Here is a 24,887-nt window from a genome sequence, read left to right on the forward strand (position 1 = left end):
TATAATCGAAGCGGGTGGGGCGCTCCACTGGAAAAAACCCGCGCTTGATGCGGGTCAAGGAGGGGGAAGCCCCCAAGGCATAGGGTGGGATTGAAAACAGCCAAGGAGAATCGGAATGGGCCTCTTCGGAAAAAAGGAACGGGCGAACACGGTTACGGAGGAGACCGTCCTTGCGGCGCTGGGGAACGTCATGGACCCCGAGCTGGGGAAGGACCTGGTGACCCTGAACATGATCCGCAACGTGGCGGTGTCGGAAGGTACGGTCTCGCTCGATCTCGTTCTGACCACTCCCGCCTGCCCGATGAAGTCGGAGATCGCGGCGGCGGTGGAAGGGGCCGTGAGGTCGATCCCCGGGGTTTCCGCGGTGGACGTGCGCGTTTCCGCGGACGTGCGGGCCGCGAAGGACCCGATGGAGGGAAGGCGCCCCGTCCCCGGCGTGCGGAACATCCTGGCGGTCGCGTCGGGCAAGGGCGGGGTCGGCAAATCCACGATGAGCGTGAACATCGCGGTGGCGCTGCAGCGGGCGGGAGCCCGCGTGGGACTGCTCGACGCCGACATCTACGGCCCCTCGATCCCCACGCTCCTGTCCCTGAAAGGCCACCAGCTGAAGGGAGAGGACGGGATGATCCTCCCCGCGGAGCACAACGGGATGAAGGTGCTCTCCATCGGGTTCATGCTTGAGGATGACACCCCCGTCATCTGGCGGGGACCGATGCTGATGAAGGTCCTGGAGCAGTTCCTCCACGGCACGAAGTGGGGGGAGCTGGACTACCTTGTCATCGACCTTCCCCCCGGCACAGGGGACGTGCAGCTCTCCCTCGTCCAGATGACCCCGGTCGCGGGGGCCATCGTCGTGACGACGCCGCAGGACCTGGCGCTGATCGACGTGAAGAAGGCGGTCCGGATGTTCGAGAAGGTGGGGATCCCCGTCCTGGGCGTGATCGAGAACATGAGCTACTTCCTGTGCCCGCACTGCGCGGGCAGGAGCGAGATCTTCGGCCACGGCGGGGCAGAGGAGACCTGCAAGCAGATGGGGCTCCGGTTCCTCGGCGAGGTTCCCCTGCAGATGGAGCTGCGGGAAGCCTCGGACGAGGGCCACCCCCTCGTCTCACGGAATCCGGATGCGCCTGCCGCGCGCGCCATCGAGAAGGCGGCATCCGGGGCGGCAGCCGCACTCGCTGTCCTGGAGGCGGTTTAGCCCTCCATCTCGCGGGCGGGGTAGGAGAAGTACTCGTGGGTCTGGATGTTCGCCCAGAACTCCTCCAGATCCTTCGTCAGGACGAGCAGGTCGTGACGGACCCCGATCTGGTCGCGCACGTGCCCTCGAAGCACGGCCTCCTGCCTGAACCCCAGCTTCTCGAAGACTTTCTTCGCCCCCTGCTGGGTCTCCATCATCTCCGCCACGATCTTCTCCAGGCCGGACTTGAGGGCATGGAGGAACAGCTCGTTCGCGAGGACGCTCCCCAGCCCCTTCCTCTGGTATTCCGGGGCGATCACGATCCGGATGGTGCCCACGTGCTTCATCCAGCCGCCGAGGTTCTTGTGGAGCGTGGCGTCCGCAACCACATCGTTTCCCTTCCACGCGAGGATGGGGAAGACTTTCTCGTAGTTCAGCTCGGTCGCCCAGCGCTCGACGACGGAGGGATCGGTGACGTTGTCCTTCAGGAACAACCGGTCGGATTCGGGGAGCCTCGCGAAGAACGCGAAAAGCGCGTCCTTGTCCTTTTTCTCGAAGGGGCGCAGCACCACCGTGCTCCCGTCCTTGACCTTCACCTCTTTCGGATATTCCTGTGCCATGTCGCGGGTCCTCCTTCCAAAGGATGATGGCAAAGATAAAATAGCGTTTTGAAATTATAATTGCCCGCTTCGCGGTTGTCAATGTCCCCCGTCTCCGTATTGCGCGCCCGTTCTTTTTTCCATATAAAAGATACGAATGCCCCGACGAGGGGGGCAATGGAGGGACCATGGGAGGAAAGGTCATCGTCGCGAGGGACGGGAAGGTGGCGACCGTCACGCTCTCGAACCCGGCGAAAAAGAATGCGCTCAACCTGAAAATCCTCGGAGAGCTCCGAAAAACGTTTGAGAGTCTGGCGGCGGAGGATGTCCGGTGCGTCGTCCTGCGGGGCGAAGGCCGGGAGGCGTTCTGCGCGGGGTACGACATCACGGCGATCCCCGCAGGGGGGTCCGGCGAGGCGCAGGTACTGCTCTCCTCGAACCCCTTCGACGACATGATCCGCACGGTGGAATCGTTTCCCGCCCCGGTGATCGGCATGCTCAACGGGTTCGCCTTCGGCGGCGGCCTGGAACTGGCGGTCGCCTGCGACATCCGCGTGGCCTCGGACCAGGCGGCCTTCGGGATGACCCCGGCCCGCCTCGGGATCATCTACCGGCCGGCGGGGCTCATGCGGTTTGTCCACGTGATCGGCCTGCCCGCCACCAAGGAGCTCTTCTACACCGCGCGCAAGGTGAGCGCCCGCCGCGCCGTGGATCTGCGGCTCGTCAACCGCGTCTGCCCCCCCGAGGAGCTTGAGCAGGTGACGTACGAAATGGCGCGGGAGATCACGGACAACGCGCCGCTCTCCATCCGCGGCACCAAGCGGATTCTTTCCATGTGCATGGTGTTCCGCGGACTGCCCCCGGGCGAGGCGGAAGAGGCCGAGGCGTTCATCCGCCGATGCATGGAGAGCGGGGACCTGATCGAGGGGAAGAAGGCGTTTCTTTCGAAGCGGAAGCCCAGGTTCACCGGCAGGTAGGCGCGACAGGCGCCGGATCGTTCGACGTCCCGCCCCGCGTCCCCGGCGCTCGTTCCGTTCCTTCCACCCGGATCCTCGGTTCGTGGCTTAAAAAAAACCCCCGGCTCCTTTCGGGGGCCGGGGGTTCTCGAACCGGTGATGCTCTTAAGGTCGGTTTCCCGACCTTCTCCTATGGAGCTACGAATTCCAGCGACAGCTGCGGCACTGTGACACCCGCCACGCCGCGCGGCTCCCTGATCGACCCGCCCATCGCGATGAAGTGGCTTCTTGCCGTGTCGGAATCGTGGCAATGACCGCACGCCGATGTCGCCGGCGTGTTCACCAGGTCGGTGGCGTTCGGCACGCTGGCCCGGGCCGCGTTGATATTAGCCGCGGTATTATCCGCGCCCGTAGTGGTTTTCGCGGTAGTCAGAAAACGGCCGGTCGTCTGGATGTTCTGGTACAGGTTGTTCAAGTGGCACTTCCCGCAGTGGGTCAGGTCGCCGGGAAAGGCGATCTCGTCCCCTTGGAGGAGGACGCCGTCCAGGCGGTTGCGGATGTCCACGAAGTTGGTGGTCCGCTTGGCGGCCCCGTGCAGCCCGTGGATCAGCTCCTTGAAGTTGTTGGAGACTTCGGGGTACTGCAGCGGATTGCTCCCGAAGAGGGCCACGATGTCGGGGTTGATCGGGCTGGCCGTGATGGTGCGGCCGCTGGAGGACAGGTTGGGGTTGTGGCACATCACGCAGACCTGCGCGTTGCTGACGCGGTTCCCGCCGTGCCCCTCGAAGATCTCGTGGCACTCCAGGCAGCCGACCGGCGTCCCGGTAATCGGATTGTTGCTGTTGGTGTAACCGCTCTCGACGGCCACGCGGCGGACCCGGTCGCCGGTGACCGGTTTCACGACCGAGAAGGTGTGGCGGCCGACGTTATCCAGTCCAGGGATGCCATCCACGTCCGCCCCGTTGGTCTGGGTGAAATACCCCTGGAGGGCGACCGCCCGCATTTGCGCGCCGACCGGGAACGCGTTCGCCCTCTGTACCGAATATTGCGTGAACCCGACGTTGTCGAACGCGACGATCGGCAGGCCGATGATGGAGAGACTCTCCGGCTGCCCCGCGGTCCTGCCGAGGTTGTTGTAGTCAAGGGGTTCTGCGACCCCGTCCTGCGGCAGCGCATAGGCGAACAGGAAGCTCGGGCCGCCGCTGAAACCGCTGGGACGGGTGATCGTGGTGCTGCCGAGATTCACGAAAGCGCCGTCCTTCTTGATCCAGAACTTGATCGTCGCCACGTTGGTGCCCTCGTCCACCGTGACGTTGTCGATCCCGTACTCGAAGCTTACCAGCGTGCCGGGAAGCTGCGGGTTGTTGGGCGTCGCGTTCTCTGTGGCGTGGGCTTCCTTTATGGCAAGCAGCGTACCCGATGGCGGATGGCAAAAAACGCAATTGGCGTCAGTCGTTTGGATGCTGCCTATGCCGTGACCGCCGCCGGTCGCGAAGTTGACGTTGACGTGGCAAGAGCCGCACCCCGTGCGCGTCGGCCGGTTCTGCCAGTTGGCGTAGGTGTTGTCGGCATCCGTCCCCTGGTGGCACCTCGTGCAGTTCCGGATGTCCTGGGGATAGGTCACCTCGCTGAAGTTGCCGAGTTCGCCGATATTCTGGACGAGGCCGGGGGTGTTGGGGGTGTGGTTGTGGATCTTGTGCACGAGGTTGACCAGGTTGGCGTTATCCCAGCCCCCGCCGGCCGGGTTGCCGGCGATCTCGAGCTTGGCATTGTGGCAGATCTGGCAGAACTTGTATTCGCGGCGGCCGCCGCCGTGGATCGCCAGCGGGTCGTGGCACACGTTGCAGGCTGAGGTGGAGACGTCGTTCTTGGCGGGATACGCGCCCGGCGCCGGAATCGCACCCGTCCCCCCGCCGACCGGGGGCACCACGTCCAGGAATGCGTTCGCGGCCGGCCTTCTGCGGGACGTCGTGTGGTAGTACGTGTCGGTCGTGAAGAGATTGAGAGTTGCCGTATTGAGCGTATTGGGATTTCCTATTGAAAACTGTGTTCCCGCCCGCACGAGCACGTTATCGGCGTAACCGTCCGAAACGCGGACGGCGGTGGTCGGGAAGGTATAGGAGTAGACGCCGGTGGCGGGAGTTCCGGTAAAGACCGCTCCGGCGGCTCCGTCGGGCCGGTTCGCTCTGAAGGGCCCGCTGCCGCTCGCCCCGGGGGTTAACACGAAGCCGTTCCACTCGTCGGCGCCCCCGTTCGTGCCGGGAACCATCTTGGCGAGGAGGAACGACACGAAGGCGAGATTGTCATTGATCCCGGAGCCGGACTTGGTACGCAGGTCGATGCTGGGGGTGATGTCGACTCCGTTGGCGTCGCTCGCAGCGAAGGTGAAGTTCACCGTTACGGGAACGTTGTCCCCGCTGGGCGCGCCGAAGTCGACGGAAGTGATGGTGATCGTTGCGGAACCGGTGGGCAGGGGGTTCCCGGTCGTCGGGTTGAGGCGGTGCATCGCGTGGACGCTGAACGGTTGCCCCGCGGAGTGGCAGAGGAAGCAGGTCTCATTCGACTGGAGCGCCGGCCCGGGACCGCCGGGAGGACCGGGAGGGCCGGCGGCGCCGGGAGCGCCGGGAGCGCCGGCGGCGCCATCCGAACCGCTGCATCCGAAGAACAGGAGCGGCACGATCAGCGAGAAAAGCCCTAACCATAAAAGCGTCTTCCTCATCTTTTCCTCCTTTGGTCTGGTTGGTTGTTAACAACGGTGAAGCATGACAATCGATAACGGGTCCGCGCCCGCGCGCACGACATATTGAGGTCCTCCTGCCCGTCGATGGGAAAGCCCCCGCCGGAGCGGGGGCTTTTTTTCGGATCCTTTCCTGCCGGCCCGGTCACGGCCGGGTGAGCAACGTGGGCGTGCCTGCGGCGGCCGGGTCCAGGTCCCGGATGGAGTCGTAGAGAAGCTGGAGGACGTACCTCGGGTTGTGCACGTAGCCGCACGGCTCCTTCTGGACGACCTGGTAGTTGTAGGCCGCCCGGAGCAGCTTGGCATCGAAGACGTTGTACCGGTTTGCGAAGACCGCCTCGTTCGCGTCGACGTTGCCGTTCCCGTTGTTGTCCTTGAACCAGTATGGGTATGTTGCCGGGTCGTAGGCGATCTGCGCCGGCCGGTTCGCCGCCGCATACGCCTGGATGGCAATCAGCAGCCGGTTCACGACGTTGTCGGTGCCATTGACGCCGGTGCCCCAGATCTCACGGTAGATCCCCTCGGTTACGTTTCCGTTCCCGTTGTAGTCGGTCCCCCCCAGTGGAGGGAACCTGATCGACCGGAAGCGGGCCGCATCGGCGGCGTTGTCCGGCACCGGGACCGACAGGTGGCAGACCGCGCAGTACTCCGTCTTCGGAAACATCGTGTGGTTGTTCTCGTTCAGGTCGGCCGTCCTGCCCATGTGGCACTCGATGCACGTGTCGCGGGCGGGGGTGTGGACGAGCCTTCCCGAGTAGACCTGGTTGTCGTATTCGTAGCCGCCCCTGACCTCGGTGCCGAAGAAGGTCGCCGCGGCGGCGAAATAGTGGATGTTGATGAACGTCAGGTTGTTGATCGAGTTGTCCAGGGGATCGTTCGCGATGGCGGTGTCCACCTGGACCTTGGAGGCCTGGCCCTGGTGGCAGACCATGCACAGGTTGCTGGCATCGGCCAGGGTCTTCCCTACCCCTGAGGGGAAGACCACGTTGTCGAGCGCGTCGCCGGCGGCGCGCCGGGCGTACCGCGTGGTCCCGTCGCCGTCACTGCTGTGGCAGGCGGCGCAGGAGATCTTGCTGCCCAGCTTGGCGGAGGTGTTGACGACCCCGTCCTTCACGAAGTCGATGTAGCCGTACTTGCTATGGCACTTGGCGCAGGAGGTCGGAATGGACCCGTCCACGTCCCAGTGGCGGAACGGCTCGCCGGTGAAGTCGGCGTGGCCCGACCTCGACCATTCCGCGAGCGGCTTGACGTACTTGGGACTCGCGGGGTCGTTGCTGTGGCACGGGGTCGTGCCGTAGCAGGAGCTGACCATCGCGGCGTTCACCTTGAGCTGCCCGTTGTCGTAGGCCACGACGTTCACGCTGGGCCAGATGATGTTGAACGAGTGATTGTGGATGTCCCCTTCCTGCAGCCCGAGCCCGAAGGTCTTGCGGATCGCCGATGAGGAGGTTTTGGGCATGTGGCAGGTCGAGCACCGGCCGACGCCGGTCCCCTCAGGGTCGTAGGGAGCCTGGGCCATGACGGCCTCTTCTCCGATGTGCCGGACCACCGCGGTCCGGACGGCGGCGGGGTTGGACTTGACGTCGTTGGGCGTCAGGCTGAAATCGTCAGCGTGGCAAGCGAGGCACAGGCTGTTGTCGGAATCCTTCGTCGCGAACGTCACGCCATCCCGGGTGACGGAATCCTTGATCTGGTGGTCGTCTCCGGGGTTCGCCTTCGGGTTCCCAGCTGCTTTATGCGGATTGTGGCATCCCCAGCAGGTGGTGTCGGTGCTCTTGTCGGGCCCGTGCGGCCCCTGCTCCAGGTCGGTCCACGCCTGGTGGTGCTGCAGGGATGCGATGTACTTCGGAAAGTTGTATCCCAAGTACCAGTTCCGGTATGCCGTATAAATGCTCAGCGTGGGGGACGCGGCGCCGTAGTATGCCGTCGTTGTGTTGAGGATGACGAAGGGATTTCCCGCGGAGTTGTCGATCGAACTTTCGCCCGGGAACGGGAACGTAAGGACGCCCCCGACCAGGCGGGCCGGGAACTCGAGGTTGAGCGACATCCCCGCCAGCGTGGCGTTCCCCTCGCCGCGCTGGTGGCAGTTGCCGCAAACTTGGTCGGCGAGCCGGATGCCGGCGACCCCGAGGCGCTCGAGATTCGCGGGATTGGTGATGAAGGCCGGGTTCCCGCTGCTGTTCACGTGCTGGGCGCCCGGCCCATGGCAAGCCTCGCACCCGATGTTGAGCTCGACGTAGCCGGAGACGACCTCGGAGACGTTGGCGCCGGCGTATGCCTGGGTCTGGGAGGCGAGGGACAGCCCGGTCTGGTGGCAACCCGCGCACCGGTTCTCCCAGGACCTCGCCGTCCCCAGCTTGGTCGCCGTCGCGTTCAGCGCGCCGAACTGGGCGACCAGGTTGTCGGTGCCGTAGGCCTGCGTGTACCGGGGGGTGTTCGTCCCGCTGTACCAATGGGTGGCGTTGTACGCCTCGTACTTTTTCGTGACCTCGTTGTACTGGACGGGGGAGATGTAGTAGCTCTTGCCGACCTTGGTGTGGTACCGTTGCTTCCAGTACCCGTTTCCGCCCTGCGTCCTCTGGACCTCGAACTCCACGCCGGCGATGCTGATGATGTGCTTCCCGTTGACGATTTTGAGGATCGGTGCGTTGGGGCGGCTGTTCTTCAGGGCGGTCCCGTTCGCGTTCGCCTCGATGAGGCTGTCGGTGGCAGGGCTGTTGAAGTCGAGCGTGTCCTTGAAGTCGTCCTGCCCGTTCCCGTTCGCGTCGTTGACGAAGATGGCGTCGCCAAGCTCGGCCACGGTCTTCAGCGGCGCGTTGTGGAGCGACTTCGACCAGCCGGTGAACTGGTCCGGGTGGCAGTTCTTGCACGCTTCCGAACCGATGTAGCCGCCGGCGGCGGCGAGGGCCGGGTCTCCCTTCTGGACCGTCCCCGTCGGGGTGACTCCCGGACCGATCGCCCCTTCGCGGTTCCCGGACCCGCCGCAACTGGCCAGGAGGGCCAGAAGGAGAAAACTTGCGGTGACGGTGATGTGCATTCCGATCCTTTTCATGTAGAAACCCTCCGTCGGTGGATATCGGTTAAAAGTCATGGCAGACCCGGCACGAGCGGTTGTTGCTCTTGGACCGGATGCGGTTCGCCTTGAAATCCTTCGGATGCGGGTTGACGCGCAGGTTCCCCGTCCTGGCCGAGTGGCAGGTGAGGCAGACGTCCCCCTCGGGATGGCACGACTGGCACGACGCCAGGTTGCGCCTGGCCTCGGCGGCGTGCCCGTCCGGGAAGGAGGCGGTGTACCGCTGCCCCGACGGGGCGCTCAGGTTGTGGTCCTTGACCGACCGGTTGGCGAGCCCAAGCCGCGTGTGGCAGTTCGAGCAGAATTGCTGCTCGTGGCAGCGGGCGCACTGCTGCTGGTTCGTCTGGGCCTGCATCGGGTGGATGGAGACCCAGTCGCTGCGGTGGCTGTCGGGCTTGATGTCCCGCTTGTACTGGCTCCGGGAGAGATTCGCGTTGATGCCCCCGCCCTTGTGGCAGTCCTGGCATGTCCCCTGGTCGTGGCATTCAGCGCAAAGGGCGTCGGGCCGCGATGCGAGGACCCGGTGCTCCTTGTCCCAACCGCTGCCGTGGTTCGGCTGGATCCCGGAATCCTTGTGGCATTCGGCGCATTCGGGGAGCTTCAGCTCCCGGTAGGCCTTGTGGTCCTCCCGGCCGAACGCCGTGACCGCGATCATGACCGCCGGGAGAAGGATCAGGAAGATGCGAATCAGCGGATTTTTCAAGTGTCTTTCCTCCTCTATCGACCGGGCGTCAGAAGCGTACATCCAAGGCGACCCGTCCCGAGAATTCGTTCTCGGACTGGCGGGTCACCTTGTCTTCCACCCGGAGCCTGGCGGTCATGTTCTTCCGCACCTCGTACGATCCCCCCGCCCAGTACTTCTTCGCCGAGAAGTCGTCCGTCATCGAATCCCTCTGGAAGACGTCGTAGGCGACCCCCGCTGCGAGGTTTGCTTTCTTGAAGGTGTAGTCGGCCGAGAGGTCGAGGCCGGTCAGGTCCCCGGGGTATCCCCGGCGGACGTCCACGGCCGCCCGGATCCCGAGCCCCTCGACCTGCTTCGGACGGAACCGGGCGCCCAGGGAGCCGATGTCCGCCGTCGGGCCTTCATAGTCGGCCCGGGTGTAGGAGCCGAAGAGGGTCACCTGGGGAGTGACGATGTAATCCACCCGCCCCAGTACTTCCTTGTACCGTGTGACCGCAAAGACCGTGAAGATCGAGTCGGCGTCGAAGTTGGGGTACGACTGGAAGTACTCCCCCGTGATCGTGAGCAGGCTGGTGAAGGGGATGAGCTTTACGCCCGCGAGGAGCTCGCTGCTGGCCTCGTGCAGGATGTCGTAGCGCCAGTCCACGTAGGCCTTCGCCTTCTTGTAGAATCCCTGGTCGGCGTGGACTCCCAGCATCTCCCGGACAATGTCGGTATCGTTGTACTTCCGCAGGTAGCTCAGCTCGATATTCGTGTTGTGGAGGACCGTCCCGTCCTTGAGGAACGACGCGCCCGCCGAGGCCCCGAGGAGGAAGTCCCCGGCCCGGCTCAGGTCGGTGGTTTCCCGGAACCGCACGTCGTACCCGGCGAAGGCCGAGAGCGCCACGGGACCCAGGTTGCGTGCGTCGACCCTGACGCCGTCGATCGTCCCCGCACCCGCGCCCACGACGACGAATTGCCGCCCCAGCCGGATGTCCCCGCGGCTCCCCGGAAGGGCGTAGTTCACGTAAAGGTAGTAGAGCCGGCCCAGGATATCGTCCGAGTCGCTGAAGACTCCATCTTGGCCGGCGCCGAGCTGCTTGGAGACCCGGCCGTACCCAAAGGCGCTGAACCGGCCGGCGTTGTCGATCGCCGTCGCGCCGATCTTGAGGTACTCCACGACGTCGCTCTGGTTTTTATCCAGGAACGGGTCGTTGTACCAGAGGTACTGCGTCGAGCTCTGGAACCGGACGTCCGCCGCGCGGGCCGGCCCCGGAGCCAGGAAGAGAAGGAGAAGCACGACGGGGAAGAGCCATCTCTTTCCTTTCATTACGCCCCTACCTCCTGTTGGTGTGAACGCGGAATGCGCGCTGAAAGCGGAAGAGTGAAGATCCTTTTCCGGCAGGATGTGCTGACCTTCGACGGTTATCGTCGACGATGGCGAGTACTTTCTTTTGTGGCATGTCGCTTTATGCTAGCAAGTTGTATGCCCTGAAAGAGAAGGATGCACCTAACTATAATTACTTGAAAAACAAGAAGTTAGCAATTCATCAGGCGATGCGGAAATGCCGGTTGGTTGAAATGGTGGGCAAATTCCCGATCGGCTTGGGGATTTTCCCGTACGGCCCCTAGATCCATCCAAGGTGTTGCACTTGTACATGAATTCCTCTTCGAGGAAAGCAAGACCGCGCCCCCGGCCCGGGATTCTTCTCCGTCCATCCATAGGGGTGCGTGAACCCTTGCCGCGAGAAAATAAGTGCCCCGATGGGGTTTATGAAGGGCTAAAATAAAAAAATATGCCGTTCCGGACGCCAACCATCCCAAAGACCGCTTTTTCCCGGATAGGCGAGGAGATAAGAGGGCGCGATCCCACCGGCACCCAGCGGATGGGAACGCGTCGAAAAAAATGAAGCGCTGGTTGATCCTTTCGATGTGCTTGCTGGCCGTTTCAGGTTGTTCCCGGGAGGAAAAACCGTCTCAGGCGAAGGTCCCCCCGCGGGAACAATTCCTGATCGGGTTGATTCCCGAGCTGAACATCTTCAAGCAGCTCGAGCGGTACGAGCCCATGGCCGGTTATCTCTCCGGGAAAACAGGCTTGAGGGTCACGCTGAAAATCTTCCCGCGGTACGGGAACATCATCGACAATTTCCGGCTGGCGGGGATGGACGGCGCCTTTTTCGGAAGCTTCGCCTACGCGCTGGCCCACGCGAAGCTGGGCGTGGAAGTCCTCGCGCGCCCGTTGGCTCTCGACAACGCTTCGACCTACCACGGGTTGATCTTCGTGAGGAAGGACAGCGGGATAAAAACCTTCCGGGACATGAAGGGGAAGCGGTTCGCCTTCGTGGACAAGGCGACGACCGCCTACCTTCTCACGCGTGCGTACTTTCATTCTCACGGGATATCGAATTGCAAAGTATACCTGGGGGAATGCTATTTCGCCGGGACGCACGAGGACGTCGTCTTCGACGTGCTCAATAACAAGGCCGATATCGGAGCCGCCAAGAATACCGTTTTCAACCGGCTCGCGAAGGCGGACCCCCGGATTGCGAACGAGCTGGTGATCCTGGAAAAATCCCCCGAAGTGCCGGAGAACGGCCTCGCCCTCCGGAAGGAGATCGACGAATCCTTGCGAATCCGGATGAGGGATACGCTGCTGAACATGCACCTGGATCCGGAAGGGAAGAAGGTGCTGGAGCAGTTCGGTGCGCAGAAATTCATCGAAACCGCGAACGCGGATTACGCCATCGTCGTGAAGTATGCGGAAGAGATCCACCAGAACCTCGCCACTTACGACTACATCAACGACTGATGAAAAGAAAGATCGTCCTAGGACTAACCGTTTATTCCGTTGTCTTCCTGCTGGCCGGCGTGTACGTCGTCCACACCATCCGCACCGCCACGGCGGATCTCGACCGGCTGATCACGCTCCACCAGGTGGAAATCCTGCGGGAGCACTATCTCGTCCAGATCCAGCGGATCCAGACGGATCTGACCCTGAAGGACACGAGCCACGAGAGGACGTTCGATACCGTGTTCCGCAATATCGTCAACATGGGGGACATCATCGATACCTGCTTCGACTGCCATCATTCCGAGCAGGGGACGGAAAGGCTCAAGGAGCTGAAGAGGCGGACGAAGGAGTACAAGGAGGGCCTGAGCAGGGTCCTGACCATTCGCGCCAACCCCTCGCGGCTGAAGGCGGAGGCGGAGGCTGCCTTCCAGGTCGGGGAGGAGCTGACCACAAGAGTCCGGGACATGATCGACATCACGACCTCCCGGCTCGGGGAGATTACCAAAAAGGCGATGAACAGGATCGAGCTCACCAAGAACATCCTCTACGGGCTCGTGGCGCTTGGTCCATTGGTATCCGCGTTCCTCGGGTTCATCTTCATCTCGGGACTGACGCGCCCCGTCAAGGTCCTGCTGGAGTCCACCCGGAAGCTGAAAGGCGGGGATCTGGAGCACCGCGTGGAGGGGCTGAAGGACGAGTTCGGCGAGCTGGCCACCTCGTTCAACGAGATGGCGACTTCCCTGAAGGAGCAGATGTTGAAGATGCAGCGCACGGAGAAGATGGTGATCGTAGGCGAGCTGGCGGCGGGGCTGGCCCATGAGATCAAGAATCCGCTCGCGGGAATCAAGGTGGCGATGCAGGTCCTGTCCGAAGAAGCCGGCCTGTCCGAGGAAGACCGGGGGGTTGTAAAGAAGGTGGGCCAGGAGGTCGCGCGACTCGAATCGCTGATGAAAAACTTCCTGAACTTCACCCGGCCGGCGAAACCCCAGATGTCGGAACTGAACGTCAACAACCTGATCAATACCATCCTCACCTTCTACGTGAAGAGCCGGTCGATCTCGCCGGGCCGACCCGACGGGATCCGGATCGAGAAGGATCTTCAACCGCTTCCGGACACGATGGCCGACCCGATGCAGCTGCAGCAGATTTTCCTGAACCTCGTCCTGAACGCCCTCGACGCCATGCCGGGCGGAGGGACACTGGGAGTCCGGACGTTCCTCGAAGAAGGGTCCGACCTCATCCATATCGAGATCTCGGACACGGGCAGGGGGATCAGTGATGAGAACGCCGACAAGATCTTCCAGCCGTTCTTCACCACCAAGCCCAAGGGGACCGGGCTGGGGCTCGCGATCTCCAGGCAGTTGATCGAGCAGCACGGAGGCTCCATAACGGCAACAGGGAAACCGTCCGGCGGAACCGTATTTAAAATTCAACTGCCCCTGAAAACCGCTGCCGGGTCGACGGCATGAAGACAAAAGGCCGTGTTTTCCTCCTGGACGACGACGACCTCATCGTATCCATGCTTGCGAGGGCGTTGAAGGGCGAGGGGTACGACGTCCAAGCGGAAACCGATCCGGGCGAGGCCGTCGAAAAAATTCGGTCGTTCTCCCCCGACATCGTCATGCTCGACCTCAAGCTGCCCGGCATCAGCGGGATGGACATCCTGAAGGAGATCACGAACCAAAGGATCGGGACCCAGGTGGTGATGCTGACGTCGGACGACAGCGCGGAAAGCGCGGTGAAGGCGATGAAATCAGGGGCTGTGGATTACCTGACCAAGCCCTTCGACATGGACCTGGTCAAGATCGTCGTCGCATCGATCGTGGAGAAAGGGAACCTGAAGCAGGAGGTCGAATACCTCCGGAAGATCAGCTCCGACCTGGTTTACAACGAGATCATCGGGGGTACCGGGGTCGTCAAGAAGTTGAAGGAGAAGGCCGAGAAGCTGGCGCAGGCCGGCGTTCCCTCGGTGCTGATCACCGGGGAAAACGGGACCGGCAAGGAGATGTTCGCGAGGTACATCCACCACGCGATGCACGGCGAGGGTCCCGGCGGGTACGCGCCGTTCGTCGGGGTGAATTGCGCCGCGATTCCGGAGTCCCTCATCGAGAGCGAGCTCTTCGGCCACGAAAAGGGGTCGTTCACCGACGCCAAGACGGAGAAGAAGGGCGTCTTCGAGCTGGCCTCCCAGGGGTCCATCCTCCTGGACGAGATCGGGGAGATGAAGCCGAACCTCCAGGCCAAGCTCCTCCGGGTGCTCGAGGAGAGGAAGGTGCGGCACGTGGGGGGGAAACACGACATCCCCATCGACGCGACCGTGTTCACCACCACCAATCGGAACCTCGAGGAGGCGGTGGAAAAGGGGGAGTTCCGGATCGACCTGTATTACCGGCTGAACGTCTTTTCCCTGCACATCCCCCCGCTCCGGGAGCGGCAGGAAGACATCCTTCCCCTCGCGCGGTATTTTCTCGAATTTTTCTCCACAAAGTACAATCGTTCGGCCATCAAGGGCTTTTCCCCGGAGGCGGAGAAGCTCCTGCTCTCCTACGGCTGGCCGGGAAACGTGAGGGAGCTCAGGAACGTCGTCGAAAGGATCGTCGTCCTGGAGAGCGACGAGAGGGTCCTCCCCGATCATCTCCCGAAGGAGATCCTGTTCGGGAAAGGGGGTGCGAGAACGGTGTCCGCAGGCTCCGGAATCACCCTCCCCGATGCGGGACTGTCGCTCGACGATGTGGAAAAAAGCCTCATCCTCCAGGCGCTCGAGAAAACCGGGGGCAACAAGACCCAGGCTGCGAAGCTCCTGGGCGTCACGTACGACTCCCTCCGCTACCAGATCAAGAAGTTCGGGCTGGAGTAAGTCAGCAGGAAAGGAACTTCAGGCCCGCCGTGACGCAGTCCTGGGCAGTGGCGACCCACACCACTTCGGCGGTGGCTTCCGGAGGGACGAGTTTCAGAACCGGATCGTTTCCGGCGGCGACATGGGCCCGGACGCCTTGTCCCACTCTCAGGGGATATTCCGTTCGAAGCCTTAAGCCCCCCGTACCGACATCCACAATCTGGCCGCTCAGGTTATGAAGGTCGTACTGGGCTTCTTCGGGAGCGGGCTCTAGGATCGAGATGCGCAGGGGGATGCGGCAGATGTGCCTCGCATGTTTCCTTTTCTGTGCGTATTCGCCGGTGCTCTTCAAAATGCCGTGAACCTCGGAGAGGTCGAACGGCTTCTCCAGGAATTGCACCGCCCCGCCGTTGTAAGCGCGTTGCCGGTTCACTTCGCTGGCGTCCCCGCTCATGATGATCACGGTTGCGCCCGGCGAGATCTTGTCGATCTCCTCGAGGATCTCGAAACCGCTCATGTCCGGCAGGTGAATGTCGAGGAACACGTAATCGAAACGCTGCCTGCGAAGCTCGGCGAGCGCATCCGCTGCGTTTCCGACGATACAGGTATCGAGATCCAGGCCAGTAAAGTCTTTTTCAAGCGCCCAGCAGATCAGGTTATCGTCGTCGACGACGAGCACTTTCTTCTGTGGCATGTCGCTTCCTACCAGCAAGTTGCATGCCCAGAAAGAGGAGGATGCGCCTAACTGCAATTCCTTTGAAAACAAGAAGTTTGCAATTCATCCGACGATGCCGCAATACCGGTTGGTGGACATAGTAGGCAAATTCCCACTCGGCTTGGGGATTTTCCCATACGGCCCCTCGTCCATCCAAGGCATGGCACCAGAAAAGATCCAGGAGCCCCCTCTCCGAAACGGTTGATTTCGGCGCCCGGTTTGCGTATCCTGATACGGCTTTCCGCCAGGGATACCGCCGGCAGAATCCGCACCGCAATAACCGATAGAACACTCAACTTGGTGAGGAGGACGCACGTGGGAAGGAACATCGTTCAGAAGATCATCGATGTGCACCATGCGGGAGGGGAAAAGAAGCCCGGCAAGGAGATCGCCATCCGTATCGCGCAGGGCGACCAGGTCGAGATCCTCCTGGCCGGCGGGCGGCTGGCCTACACGAATGAGAAAGGGTCCTTCTGATTGGCCCGCGACGACTGGAAATATTACGACGACGAAATGGAGGAAGGGGAGGAGGAGAAGAAGGCTCTCCTCCCCGAGAAACAGTGTAAACACTGCCTCCACTGGGTTCCGCAGGAGGCGCCGTCCTGCTCCTGGTGCGGGAAGCCGTTCGAGGAGTAGGGACGGTCCCTGTTTTTCACTCGATCAGCGCATACCGGGGCAGGACGCTCGAGGGAATTTCCTCCACGAACCGGGACGGTTTCGATAATACCGTCCCCGACGCCCGCTCGTAGATGTTGACCGGGTAGGTCATCACCAGAAGGTCCTTGGCCCGCGTGGCGGCAACGTATAGGAGCCGCCGTTCCTCCTCCATCTCCTCCTCGTCCTCCGCCGCCCGGGAGAGCGGCAGTTTCCCGTCCAGGACCCAGAGGATGAAGACCGCCTTCCACTCCAGCCCCTTGGCCGAGTGGATCGTGGAGAGCGTCAGGAACTCCTCCTCCCCGTCCGGCGCGGCGATGTCCCCCACGGACGCCTGGGGCGGCTCGAGCGTGATCTCCGAGAGAAACTCCGAAAGCGTCCCGTAGCGGGCACACAGCGATTCCAGGTGGTCGAGATCCTTGAGCCGCCGCGGGTAGTCGTCGAACCGCGCTTCCATCAGGGGCCGATAGTACGCGATCACCCTCGCAACCATCTCCGTCACCGGGAGGCTTCCCGTGCCGGCATCGGCCCGGGGGCCTGCCAGCCCGGCCAGCAGGCTCGCCAGCCGCCCCGCCTCCTCCGACCGTTTCCGCGTTTTCAGGGAAGAGAGGACGGGGAGAAGGGACGCCTCCTCGTACGCCTTCCGGGAGAGGTCGGCGCCCGCCTTCCTCCCGATGCCCGGCACGAGCAGGAGCGCCCGCGAGAGGCTTAAAGAGTCCCTCGGATTCTCGATCAGCCGCAGGTGGGCGATCACGTCCTTGACGTGGGCCGTCTCCAGGAACTTGAATCCTCCGAACTTCCGGTACGGGATGTGTCGTTTGGCGAGCTCCACCTCGAGGTCGAAGGACAGGTAGGCGGCGCGGAACAGGACGGCGATCTCGCTCAAGGGGATCCCCTCCTCCTCGTACAGCTCGAGGATCCGGTCGGCGACATAGGCGGACTGGATCCGCTCGCCAGGGGCGGACATCAGGACAGCCTTCTCTCCCCCGGTGCGGGAGGTGAACAGGCGCTTGGGAAATTTCTCCCTCGCCCCCGCGATGATCTCGTTGGTGACGTCCAGGATCGGCTGCCGGCTGCGGTAGTTTTCTTCCAGAAACACCACCTTGGCACCGGGAAAGTCGGACGGGAAGTCCATGATGTTCCGGAAGTTCGCGCCGCGGAACGAATAGATGCTCTGGGAGTCGTCCCCCACCGCCATCACGTTGTCGTGGACCGCGGCCAGGAGGCGCAGGATCTCCGCCTGGATCCGGTTGGTGTCCTGGTATTCGTCCACCAGGACGTGCCCGTAGGTCCCCGAGACGGCGCGGCGGATCGCCTCGTTCTCCCGCAGGAGGGACGCCAGGCGGAGCAGGAGGTCGTCGTAGTCCATCAGGTTCCGCTCCCGCTTCGTCTCCCCGTACAGGCGGGAGATCTCGAGGATGTCGTCCAGGCAGTAGAGGAAGTGGGGCGTCTCCTTCTCCACGGCCGTGGCAATGTCCTCTTCACGATTCGCCGCCCGGCTGAACAGGTCCGCAAGCGTCTCTTTCCTGGGGAAGCGAACGGTCCGGTGCCCCCCGTGGACCTCCTGCCGCAGCAACCCGATGAGGTCCGCGGAATCGGCGCGGTCCAGGATGGTGAAGTTCTCGCCGTACCCGGCCGCGCTCGCGTAGCGCCGCAGCAGGCTGTTGGCGAAGGCGTGGAACGTCCCCCCGGAGACTTTCTCGCATCGCCGGTCCAGGAGCAGCGCGGCCCTCCGGAGCATCTCCTCCGCGGACCTGCGCGTGAAGGTGAGCAGCAGGATGGAAGCGGGGGAGTGGCCAAGCTCCACCAGCCTGGCGACCCGGTAGATGAGCGTGCGCGTCTTTCCCGTTCCCGCCCCGGCGATGACCAGGAGCGGTCCGTCGCCGTGGAGGACCGCCTCCGCCTGCCGCGGGTTCAGGGCCTTCCCGTAGTCGACCTTCCCCCCGCCTTCGGGGATCTCCCGGATGAAATATTTTTTCGGCATGCGGGTCATTCTATCCCGAGCGGTCTCCCGACAGACAGGTTTCCGCGGGGGATTCCCGGGCGGCGCCGGGGATTTTCGGTCTTGACAGTGTGGAAGAGCCGCAAGGAAACGGCCGCCCGAAGTGAAAGACAAAGGTTCAGCGGTTATTTGCCCGGGGGCATCCCCGGGGAAGGCCCTTGCGGGGACGCGGGGCCGGGAATTGCCGGGATCGGCGTCCCGCCCTTCATCAGCGTGGGCGAGGACCTGCCGCCGGCGAAGTAGGCGAGGAAGAGGGAGGTCAGCATGAACACGATCGCCGCCCCCGCCGTCAGCTTCCCCAGGAAACTGGTTGGGCCGCTCGATCCGAACAGGGTCTGGGACGACCCGCCGCCGAACACGGCGCCGATGTCGGTGCCCTTCCCCGTCTGCAGGAGGATGATCAGAATCAAGGCCACGGATACGATCACATGAAGGACGATGACCAGGGTGTACATATCGTTTTCTCGGGTTCCTCCGTTAATTGAACTTTACGATGCCTGCGAACGCGTTCGCCTTGAGGCTTGCCCCGCCGACGAGTGCACCGTCGATGTCCGCCTTCGACATCAGGTCGGCGATGTTTTCCGGTTTGACGGACCCTCCGTAAAGAATACGGACCGCATCGGCGGGATCGGCTCCCCATCGTTCCTTCAGGATCCCGCGCAGGAAGGCGTGGACCTCCTGTGCCTGTTCGGGGGTGGCCGTCTTTCCCGTCCCGATCGCCCAGACCGGCTCGTAGGCGACGACGATCTTCGGCGCCTCCGCCCCCGCGATCCCTTCGAGCCCCGCTCGCAGCTGCCGTCCCGACACCTCGAACGTTTTCCCCGCTTCCCGCTCCTGGAGCGTCTCCCCCAGGCACAGGATGGGGATGAGCCCGGCGGCGAGCGCGGCCTTTACCTTCAGGTTCACGGAATCGTCGGACTCGGAGAAATATTGCCTCCGCTCCGAATGGCCGATGATCGCGTACCGCGCGCCGGCGTCCCTCACCATCGCGGGGGAGACCTCCCCCGTGTAGGCGCCTTCCGTGGCAAAGTGGACGTTCTGGGACGCCACCCCGACGTTCGTCCCTCCGGTCAGGGATGCCACCACGCTCAGCGACGGGAAGGGAGGCGCCAGGACGATCTCGACCCCCGCGACGCCCGAGACCAGGGGAAGAAACTCCTTCACGAAGGCCGCGGACTCCCCCGCCGTCTTGTACATCTTCCAGTTGCCGGCGATGAGGGGGGTGCGCATCCCCCTACTTCGCCTCGCCGACGAACTTGGCGAGGTCGGCGAGACGGCACGAATAGCCCCACTCGTTGTCGTACCACGCCAGGACCTTCACCATCTTCCCCTCGATCACCTTGGTCGAGAGCGCGTCGAACTCCGCGGAGTAGGAGGTGTGGTTGAAGTCGACGGACACCAGCGGCTCCTCGACGTACTGGAGGATCCCCTTCAGGGGGCCTTCCGCCGCCTTCTTCATCGCCGCGTTGACCTCCTCCGCCGTCGCCGCCTTCGACAGTTCCACCGTAAGGTCGACCAACGAGACGTTCGACGTGGGGACGCGGATGGCCATGCCGTCCAGTTTTCCCTTCAGCGCGGGGATGACCAGGGAGACCGCCTTGGCCGCTCCGGTCGTGGTCGGGATCATGGACAGCCCGGCGGCGCGCGCCCTCCGCAGGTCCTTGTGCGGCAGGTCGAGGATCTTCTGGTCGTTCGTATAGGCGTGGATCGTGGTCATCAGCCCCCGCTCGATCCCGAACGTGTCCAGGAGCACCTTGGCGACCGGCGCGAGGCAGTTCGTCGTGCAGGAGGCGTTGGAGAGGATGAAGTGCTTCGCCGGGTCGAAGGTCTTTTCGTTGACGCCCATCACGAAGGTGGCGTCGGGATTCTTCGCGGGCGCCGAGATGATCACCCGCTTGGCCCCCGCCTTCAGGTGCTTCTCCGCCCCTTCCCGCTCCGTGAACTTGCCGGTGGACTCGATGACGATCTCGACGCCGAGCTTCCCCCAGGGAAGCTCGGAAGGGTCCTTGGCGGCCAGGACATGGACCGTCTTGCCGGCGACGACGAGCGCGCTGTCCTTGACCCCCACCTCCTCCTCGAACCGTCCGTGGACGGAGTCGTACTTGAGGAGGTGCGCCAGCGTCTTGGCGTCGGTGATGTCGTTCACGGCGACGATTTCCAGCGCGGGGTCCTTGTACGCTGCGCGGAAGAAGTTCCGCCCGATCCGCCCGAACCCGTTGATCCCGACCTTCACGGCCATGTCGCGGTCCTCCTGCTGGGAAGTTTCGATTCCGGGGAATTAAAGGAATTAAATTATACTCCCTTATGCCTCCCTGTCAAATCGGTCGGGGGCAGCCCAGCCTCCTCAGCTCCAGGTCGCCGATCGGGTCGTTTTTGCCCGCCCGTTCCATCACCTGTATAATTACCAGAGATAAGGGTCTATAGATATTATCCGATGACAGTCCGATTCCGGTAACGTATTGTTGCTCCATCTGCATCCGGCTTGCAACCGGCGGCTCGCAGGAGCCTTGGCGAGCGCCGCGGCTGAAGCCGGGCTTCTTGTCCTTTACGCGCATGCGTTATTTGGAGCAGGAGAAAGGCTTGGGTGCATCGCTCCCTAAAGTGGTTGTGACCCGGCGGCTGCCGGGGGTTTCCCTGTCACGTCTGGCTTCGCTGGCCGCCGTCGCCGCCCCTCCCCCGGATTCTCCCCTGCCCCGGGAGGAACTGCTTCGGCAGGTTCCGGGGGCTGCCGGCATCCTCTGCACCCTCGCGGACCGGATCGACGCGACCCTCATGGACGCGGCCGGCCCGGGGCTGAAGGTCGTCTCCAACTATGCGGTCGGCGTCAATAACGTCGACGTGGCGGAGGCCGGCCTCCGCGGCATCCGCGTGTGCAACACGCCGGACGTCCTCACGGAGGCGACCGCCGACCTCGGGTTCGCGCTGCTGTTGGCGGCCGCCAGGAGGTTTTCCGAGGCGGAAGGAGCCCTGCGCGCGGGGAAATTCACCGGTTGGGATCCGTGGGGGTTCCTGGGAGTCCCCGTCTACGGCAGGACGCTCGGAATCGTCGGGATGGGGAAGATCGGCAGCGCCATCGCGGTCCGCGCGACAGGGTTCGGGATGCGCATCCTCTACCACAACCGGCAGCCGCTTTCCCCGGAGCGGGAGAGGGTACTTCGCTCGGAGTACCGGAAGCTCGATGATTTGCTCGCCGAAAGCGATTTCGTCGTCCTGAGCATTCCCCTCACCGGGGAAACGCACGGGCTCATCCACCGGGATCGGCTGGGGAAGATGAAGGCGACGGCGGTCCTGGTGAACATCTCCCGCGGGGAGGTGGTGGAGGAGGGCGCCCTGGCGAAGGCGCTCGCGGAGAGGAAGATCTTTGCCGCGGGCCTCGACGTCTACGAGAAGGAGCCGGTGGTGCACCCGGACCTGCTGGCCGCTCCCTCCGCGGTGCTCCTTCCGCACGTAGGGAGCGCAACCCTGGAAACGCGGGAGCGGATGGGGCGGCTGGCCATGGAAAACCTGCTCGCGGTCCTTGCGGGGACGAAGCCCCCCTGCGCCGTCAATTAAACCCGAATCCCTTCCTCTTCAGGAGATCGACCGGATCGAAGGAGCCGGTCCGGGAGAAAGGGATATGGACGACCCCGATGACCGGAGCGTTCACGCCCACGGAGCCGTTGAACTCGTAGTCGATGCGCCGGGCCTGCAGTACGTGCCGGACCGCATCCTGGAAGGATTCCGGGGGAAGCTTGAGGGGAACCCTGACCGTCGTCACCTGGGAAGCCTCGATCCGTATGTCCGAGCGGTAATCCCCCTCGGCGACCGTCTCTCGCCCGAGGATCGCTGCATAGGCGACTCGGGCGATGTCCAGCGGATAGTCGTTGGGGTTGTTCACCTCGAGGGTCAGGGTGAATTCCCACGGCCCCTTTAGATCGTTGAGAGGGTTCGACGCGAGCGACACGTCCGCAACACGGACCTTCGGGGACTTGAACGCCTCCTTGAGGAGCGGCCTGCAGGAGGTCGCCGCGAGGGAGAAGGCGAGCAGGACAAGGAAGGAGAGAAAGCGTTTGGCGATCCGCATTACCGACATCCGCGTTCCGCTGGAATTCCCGGAGGAAGATCTCCTTTCGCGCGTTCTGACCATTATAGGGGTCCCCGGGGAGGAGGTGGAGTATTTTTCCGTCCTCCGGCGGGGCCTCGACGCCCGGCGAAAGGGGGGGATCCTCCGGGTCTACGCGGTGGAATTCTCCCTGTGCACGGCCGGCCTGGAGGAGGCGGTCTGCTCCCGCCTGGGCTCCGCGCGGAGGGTACCGCCGGCGCCCGACCTGTTCCCGGCAGGAAGGGTCCGCAAGCCCGCGGTGCGGCCGGTGGTCGTCGGAGCGGGACCCGCCGGCCTGTTCGCCGCGTGGACACTTGCCCGTTACGGCGCCTCCCCGCTTCTTCTCGAGCGCGGCAGCCCCGTCGAGGAGCGATCGCGCCACGTGGCGGATTTCTGGAAGAGGGGGACCATCGACCCCAACAGCAACGTCCAGTTCGGCGAAGGGGGCGCGGGGACGTTCTCCGACGGAAAGCTCACGACGCGCATCGGCGACCCGCTCGTTTCCCACGTGGTCGGGATCTTCGGGGAGTTCGCGGGGCTGCCCGGCCTGCGGACGGAAGCCAAGCCACACGTCGGGACCGACCGCCTGAAGGGCTTCTGCCGCCGGATGCGGGAGGAGCTGGTTTCGCTGGGTGCCGAGGTCCGTTTCGGGGCGCTGGTTGCGGAGGTGGCGGCCGAAGGGGGACGGGTGCGGGCCGTCCGCCTTGCGGGAGGGGAGGAAATCCCGTGCGCGGACCTCGTGCTCGCCATCGGGCACTCGGCGAGGGACACACTCAGGATGTTGCTCTCCCGGGGGGTGAGGATGTCCGCCAAGGCGTTCGCCGTCGGCTTCCGGGTGGAGCACCCGCAGGGGCTCATCGACCGGATCCAGTACGGCAGGGCCTCGGAGAGGGCCGTCCTTCCCCCCGCCGATTACCGGCTGGCGGCGCGCGCCCCCTCGGGCCGGGGGATCTATTCCTTCTGCATGTGCCCAGGGGGAGAGGTAATGGCCGCGTCCTCCGGGCCGGGCGGGATTCCCGTCAACGGGATGAGCGGGCACGGGCGTACTTCCGGGTTCGCCAACAGCGGGATCGTGGCCACGGTGTCCGGGGAGGACTTCGGCGAGGGCGACGTTTTCGCCGGCGTCCAATTCCAGGAACTGGTCGAGGCGCGCGCCTTCCGGAAGGGGGGAGGGAATTTCGGGGTCCCCGCGATGAATCTGATGGGGTTCCTCGAAGGGAGGGACCTGAACCTGTCCCGTGGAAGGGTGCTGGCCCCCCGGGTAGCCCGGGCGAACCTCTCCGGGATCCTGCCGAGGAAAGTGGAAGAGGATCTCCGGTTCGGACTGCGGGCGTTCGGGAAGACGCTGCGCGGGTTCCTCACCCAGGAGGGAACGCTCTACGCCGTGGAGTCCCGGACCTCTTCCCCCGTCCGCATGGAACGGGAGAATTATGAATCGGTTACCTTGAAAGGGCTGTATCCTGTGGGAGAGGGGGCGGGGCACGCCGGCGGGATCGTATCCTCCGCCGTGGACGGGATCCGGGGTGCCCTCCGCATCCTCGAGAAATTCTCCACATAAGGACGGTGCGTCGATGGGAAAAACGAAGTTCGTCAAGGACATAAAGGAAGGGGAGCAGATCCGGGACCTGTTCCTGGTGGGCAGCAAGACGCAGCTCGTGAGCAACGCGGGGAAGCCCTACTTGAACCTCTCCCTGCGCGACCGGACGGGGCAGTTCGAGGGCCGCGTCTGGGACCGCGCGGAGGAGATCGGGAAGCGGTTCGACCGGGACGACATCGTCGAGATCAGCGGGACGGCCATCCAGTACCAGGGGCGGATGCAGATGAAGGTCCACGACGTTCAGAAGGTCGCGGGCGCGAAGCCGGACCTGGGCGATTTCCTTCCGGTGACGAAGCGCGGGATCGATCCCCTCTGGCGGCAGCTGCGGGAGCTTGTGGCGGGGGTCGCGGACCCCGGCCTGCGGAAGCTGCTCGAGAGCGTATTTCCCGATCCGCCCGGGACGGACATGGCGCGCCGCTTCCGGCAGGCGCCGGGCGGGAAGAGCCTGCACCACGACTACATCGGCGGACTGCTGGAGCACACGGTGTCGGTGGCCGTCATCTCCCGCTTCCTCGCCTCGCACTACGAAGGGGTGGACGGCGACCTCCTGGTGGCGGGGGCGCTCCTCCACGACATCGGGAAGGTGGAGGAGCTCGCGTACGAGGGGACGTTCGACTACACCGACGAAGGCCGGCTGCTCGGGCACATCTACCTGGGCGCGGAGTGGGTCTCCCGCGGTTGCGAGAAGATCGCGGGATTCCCGCCCGAAAGAAAGTTGCTCCTCACGCACATGATCCTGTCCCATCACGGGGAGCTGGAGTTCGGCTCCCCCCGGCGGCCCAAGACGCTCGAGGCGATCCTGCTTCATTTCGTTGAGAACATGGACGCCAAGGCCAACGCCTTCACCGAGGCGATCGAGGACCTGCGGGAGGGGGCCCGCTGGACGGAGTACAACCGGATGTTCGAGCGGTACCTCTTCTCCGGGAAATTCGACAAGTAACCCGCCGGAAATCCCGCTGGATATCGTTATGGTGAGTGTGCGATAATAAGTTAAGCAACTTATGGGAC

Annotated in this window: 21 protein-coding genes; 9 read left to right on the forward strand and 12 right to left on the reverse strand. The window is 63.8% G+C overall.

Annotation, left to right across the window (positions count from 1 at the left end; all coding sequences use genetic code 11):
* Positions 1–115 precede the first annotated feature (115 nt).
* Entirely contained in the window at positions 116–1,198 is a 1,083-nt protein-coding gene (locus A2Z13_03255) for a hypothetical protein (protein ID OGP77081.1), read from the forward strand.
* Here the strand turns inward: A2Z13_03255 and A2Z13_03260 are convergent.
* The gene (locus A2Z13_03260; protein OGP77082.1) at positions 1,195–1,797 is read right to left on the reverse strand and encodes a hypothetical protein; all 603 of its coding nucleotides are present in this window, start codon (positions 1,795–1,797) and stop codon (positions 1,195–1,197) included. The two genes, A2Z13_03255 and A2Z13_03260, sit on opposite strands and share 4 nt — an antisense overlap.
* 167 nt (positions 1,798–1,964) lie before the next feature.
* Here A2Z13_03260 and A2Z13_03265 point away from each other — a divergent pair, with 167 nt between their 5' ends.
* Positions 1,965–2,753, forward strand: coding sequence for a hypothetical protein (locus tag A2Z13_03265; GenBank protein ID OGP77083.1), 789 nt, complete (start codon positions 1,965–1,967; stop codon positions 2,751–2,753).
* 169 nt (positions 2,754–2,922) lie between these two features.
* Here the strand turns inward: A2Z13_03265 and A2Z13_03270 are convergent, their stop codons facing one another.
* From A2Z13_03270 to A2Z13_03285, 4 genes are all read right to left on the reverse strand, one after another.
* Entirely contained in the window at positions 2,923–5,451 is a 2,529-nt protein-coding gene (locus A2Z13_03270; GenBank protein OGP77084.1) for a hypothetical protein, read from the reverse strand.
* Positions 5,452–5,614: 163 nt separating this feature from the next.
* Positions 5,615–8,521: a hypothetical protein gene (locus A2Z13_03275; protein OGP77085.1), complete on the reverse strand. Its 2,907-nt coding sequence runs from the start codon at positions 8,519–8,521 to the stop codon at positions 5,615–5,617.
* A gap of 28 nt (positions 8,522–8,549) precedes the next feature.
* Complete coding sequence (locus A2Z13_03280) at positions 8,550–9,245, reverse strand: hypothetical protein (GenBank protein OGP77086.1); 696 nt, start codon at positions 9,243–9,245, stop codon at positions 8,550–8,552.
* A gap of 28 nt (positions 9,246–9,273) precedes the next feature.
* Positions 9,274–10,533, reverse strand: coding sequence for a hypothetical protein (locus tag A2Z13_03285; protein OGP77087.1), 1,260 nt, complete (start codon positions 10,531–10,533; stop codon positions 9,274–9,276).
* A gap of 107 nt (positions 10,534–10,640) precedes the next feature.
* Here A2Z13_03285 and A2Z13_03290 point away from each other — a divergent pair, with 107 nt between their 5' ends.
* From A2Z13_03290 to A2Z13_03305, 4 genes are all read left to right on the forward strand, one after another.
* The gene (locus A2Z13_03290; GenBank protein ID OGP77088.1) at positions 10,641–10,835 is read left to right on the forward strand and encodes a hypothetical protein; all 195 of its coding nucleotides are present in this window, start codon (positions 10,641–10,643) and stop codon (positions 10,833–10,835) included.
* Positions 10,836–11,109: 274 nt separating this feature from the next.
* Positions 11,110–12,012, forward strand: coding sequence for a hypothetical protein (locus A2Z13_03295; protein ID OGP77089.1), 903 nt, complete (start codon positions 11,110–11,112; stop codon positions 12,010–12,012).
* Complete coding sequence (locus A2Z13_03300) at positions 12,012–13,463, forward strand: hypothetical protein (protein ID OGP77090.1); 1,452 nt, start codon at positions 12,012–12,014, stop codon at positions 13,461–13,463. Before A2Z13_03295 ends, A2Z13_03300 begins: the two co-directional genes overlap by 1 nt.
* On the forward strand, positions 13,460–14,851 hold the full coding sequence (locus A2Z13_03305; GenBank protein OGP77091.1) for a Fis family transcriptional regulator: 1,392 nt from the start codon (positions 13,460–13,462) through the stop codon (positions 14,849–14,851). Before A2Z13_03300 ends, A2Z13_03305 begins: the two co-directional genes overlap by 4 nt.
* A 1-nt stretch (position 14,852) precedes the next feature.
* Here A2Z13_03305 and A2Z13_03310 read toward each other — a convergent pair whose 3' ends face one another.
* The 6 genes from A2Z13_03310 to A2Z13_03335 all read right to left on the reverse strand — a co-directional run bounded on the left by A2Z13_03310 (position 14,853) and on the right by A2Z13_03335 (position 20,756).
* Entirely contained in the window at positions 14,853–15,524 is a 672-nt protein-coding gene (locus A2Z13_03310; protein ID OGP77092.1) for a hypothetical protein, read from the reverse strand.
* Positions 15,525–16,197: 673 nt separating this feature from the next.
* Complete coding sequence (locus A2Z13_03315) at positions 16,198–18,192, reverse strand: hypothetical protein (protein OGP77093.1); 1,995 nt, start codon at positions 18,190–18,192, stop codon at positions 16,198–16,200.
* 134 nt (positions 18,193–18,326) lie between these two features.
* Positions 18,327–18,656, reverse strand: coding sequence for a preprotein translocase subunit SecG (locus A2Z13_03320; GenBank protein OGP77094.1), 330 nt, complete (start codon positions 18,654–18,656; stop codon positions 18,327–18,329).
* A 22-nt stretch (positions 18,657–18,678) separates the two neighbouring features.
* On the reverse strand, positions 18,679–19,431 hold the full coding sequence (locus tag A2Z13_03325) for a triose-phosphate isomerase (protein ID OGP77095.1): 753 nt from the start codon (positions 19,429–19,431) through the stop codon (positions 18,679–18,681).
* A gap of 4 nt (positions 19,432–19,435) precedes the next feature.
* Positions 19,436–20,440, reverse strand: a complete 1,005-nt coding sequence (locus A2Z13_03330) for a type I glyceraldehyde-3-phosphate dehydrogenase (GenBank protein OGP77096.1) — start codon at positions 20,438–20,440, stop codon at positions 19,436–19,438.
* A 76-nt stretch (positions 20,441–20,516) separates the two neighbouring features.
* Positions 20,517–20,756, reverse strand: a complete 240-nt coding sequence (locus A2Z13_03335; protein OGP77097.1) for a hypothetical protein — start codon at positions 20,754–20,756, stop codon at positions 20,517–20,519.
* Between A2Z13_03335 and A2Z13_03340 the strand changes: the two genes are divergently transcribed.
* Positions 20,755–21,753 (forward strand): D-glycerate dehydrogenase, encoded by a 999-nt coding sequence (locus A2Z13_03340; protein OGP77098.1) that lies wholly within the window; start codon positions 20,755–20,757, stop codon positions 21,751–21,753. The genes A2Z13_03335 and A2Z13_03340 overlap by 2 nt on opposite strands.
* Here the strand turns inward: A2Z13_03340 and A2Z13_03345 are convergent.
* Positions 21,746–22,264, reverse strand: coding sequence for a hypothetical protein (locus A2Z13_03345; protein OGP77099.1), 519 nt, complete (start codon positions 22,262–22,264; stop codon positions 21,746–21,748). The genes A2Z13_03340 and A2Z13_03345 overlap by 8 nt on opposite strands.
* On the opposite strand from A2Z13_03345, the gene A2Z13_03350 reads away from it, so the two are divergent.
* Positions 22,251–23,840, forward strand: coding sequence for a hypothetical protein (locus A2Z13_03350; GenBank protein OGP77100.1), 1,590 nt, complete (start codon positions 22,251–22,253; stop codon positions 23,838–23,840). The genes A2Z13_03345 and A2Z13_03350 overlap by 14 nt on opposite strands.
* Positions 23,841–23,853: 13 nt before the next feature.
* Complete coding sequence (locus A2Z13_03355; GenBank protein ID OGP77101.1) at positions 23,854–24,819, forward strand: hypothetical protein; 966 nt, start codon at positions 23,854–23,856, stop codon at positions 24,817–24,819.
* Positions 24,820–24,887: the final 68 nt, after the last annotated feature.

The sequence above is a fragment of the Deltaproteobacteria bacterium RBG_16_64_85 genome, assembly GCA_001798885.1.
Classification (GTDB): Bacteria; Desulfobacterota; Deferrimicrobia; order Deferrimicrobiales; family Deferrimicrobiaceae; genus FEB-35.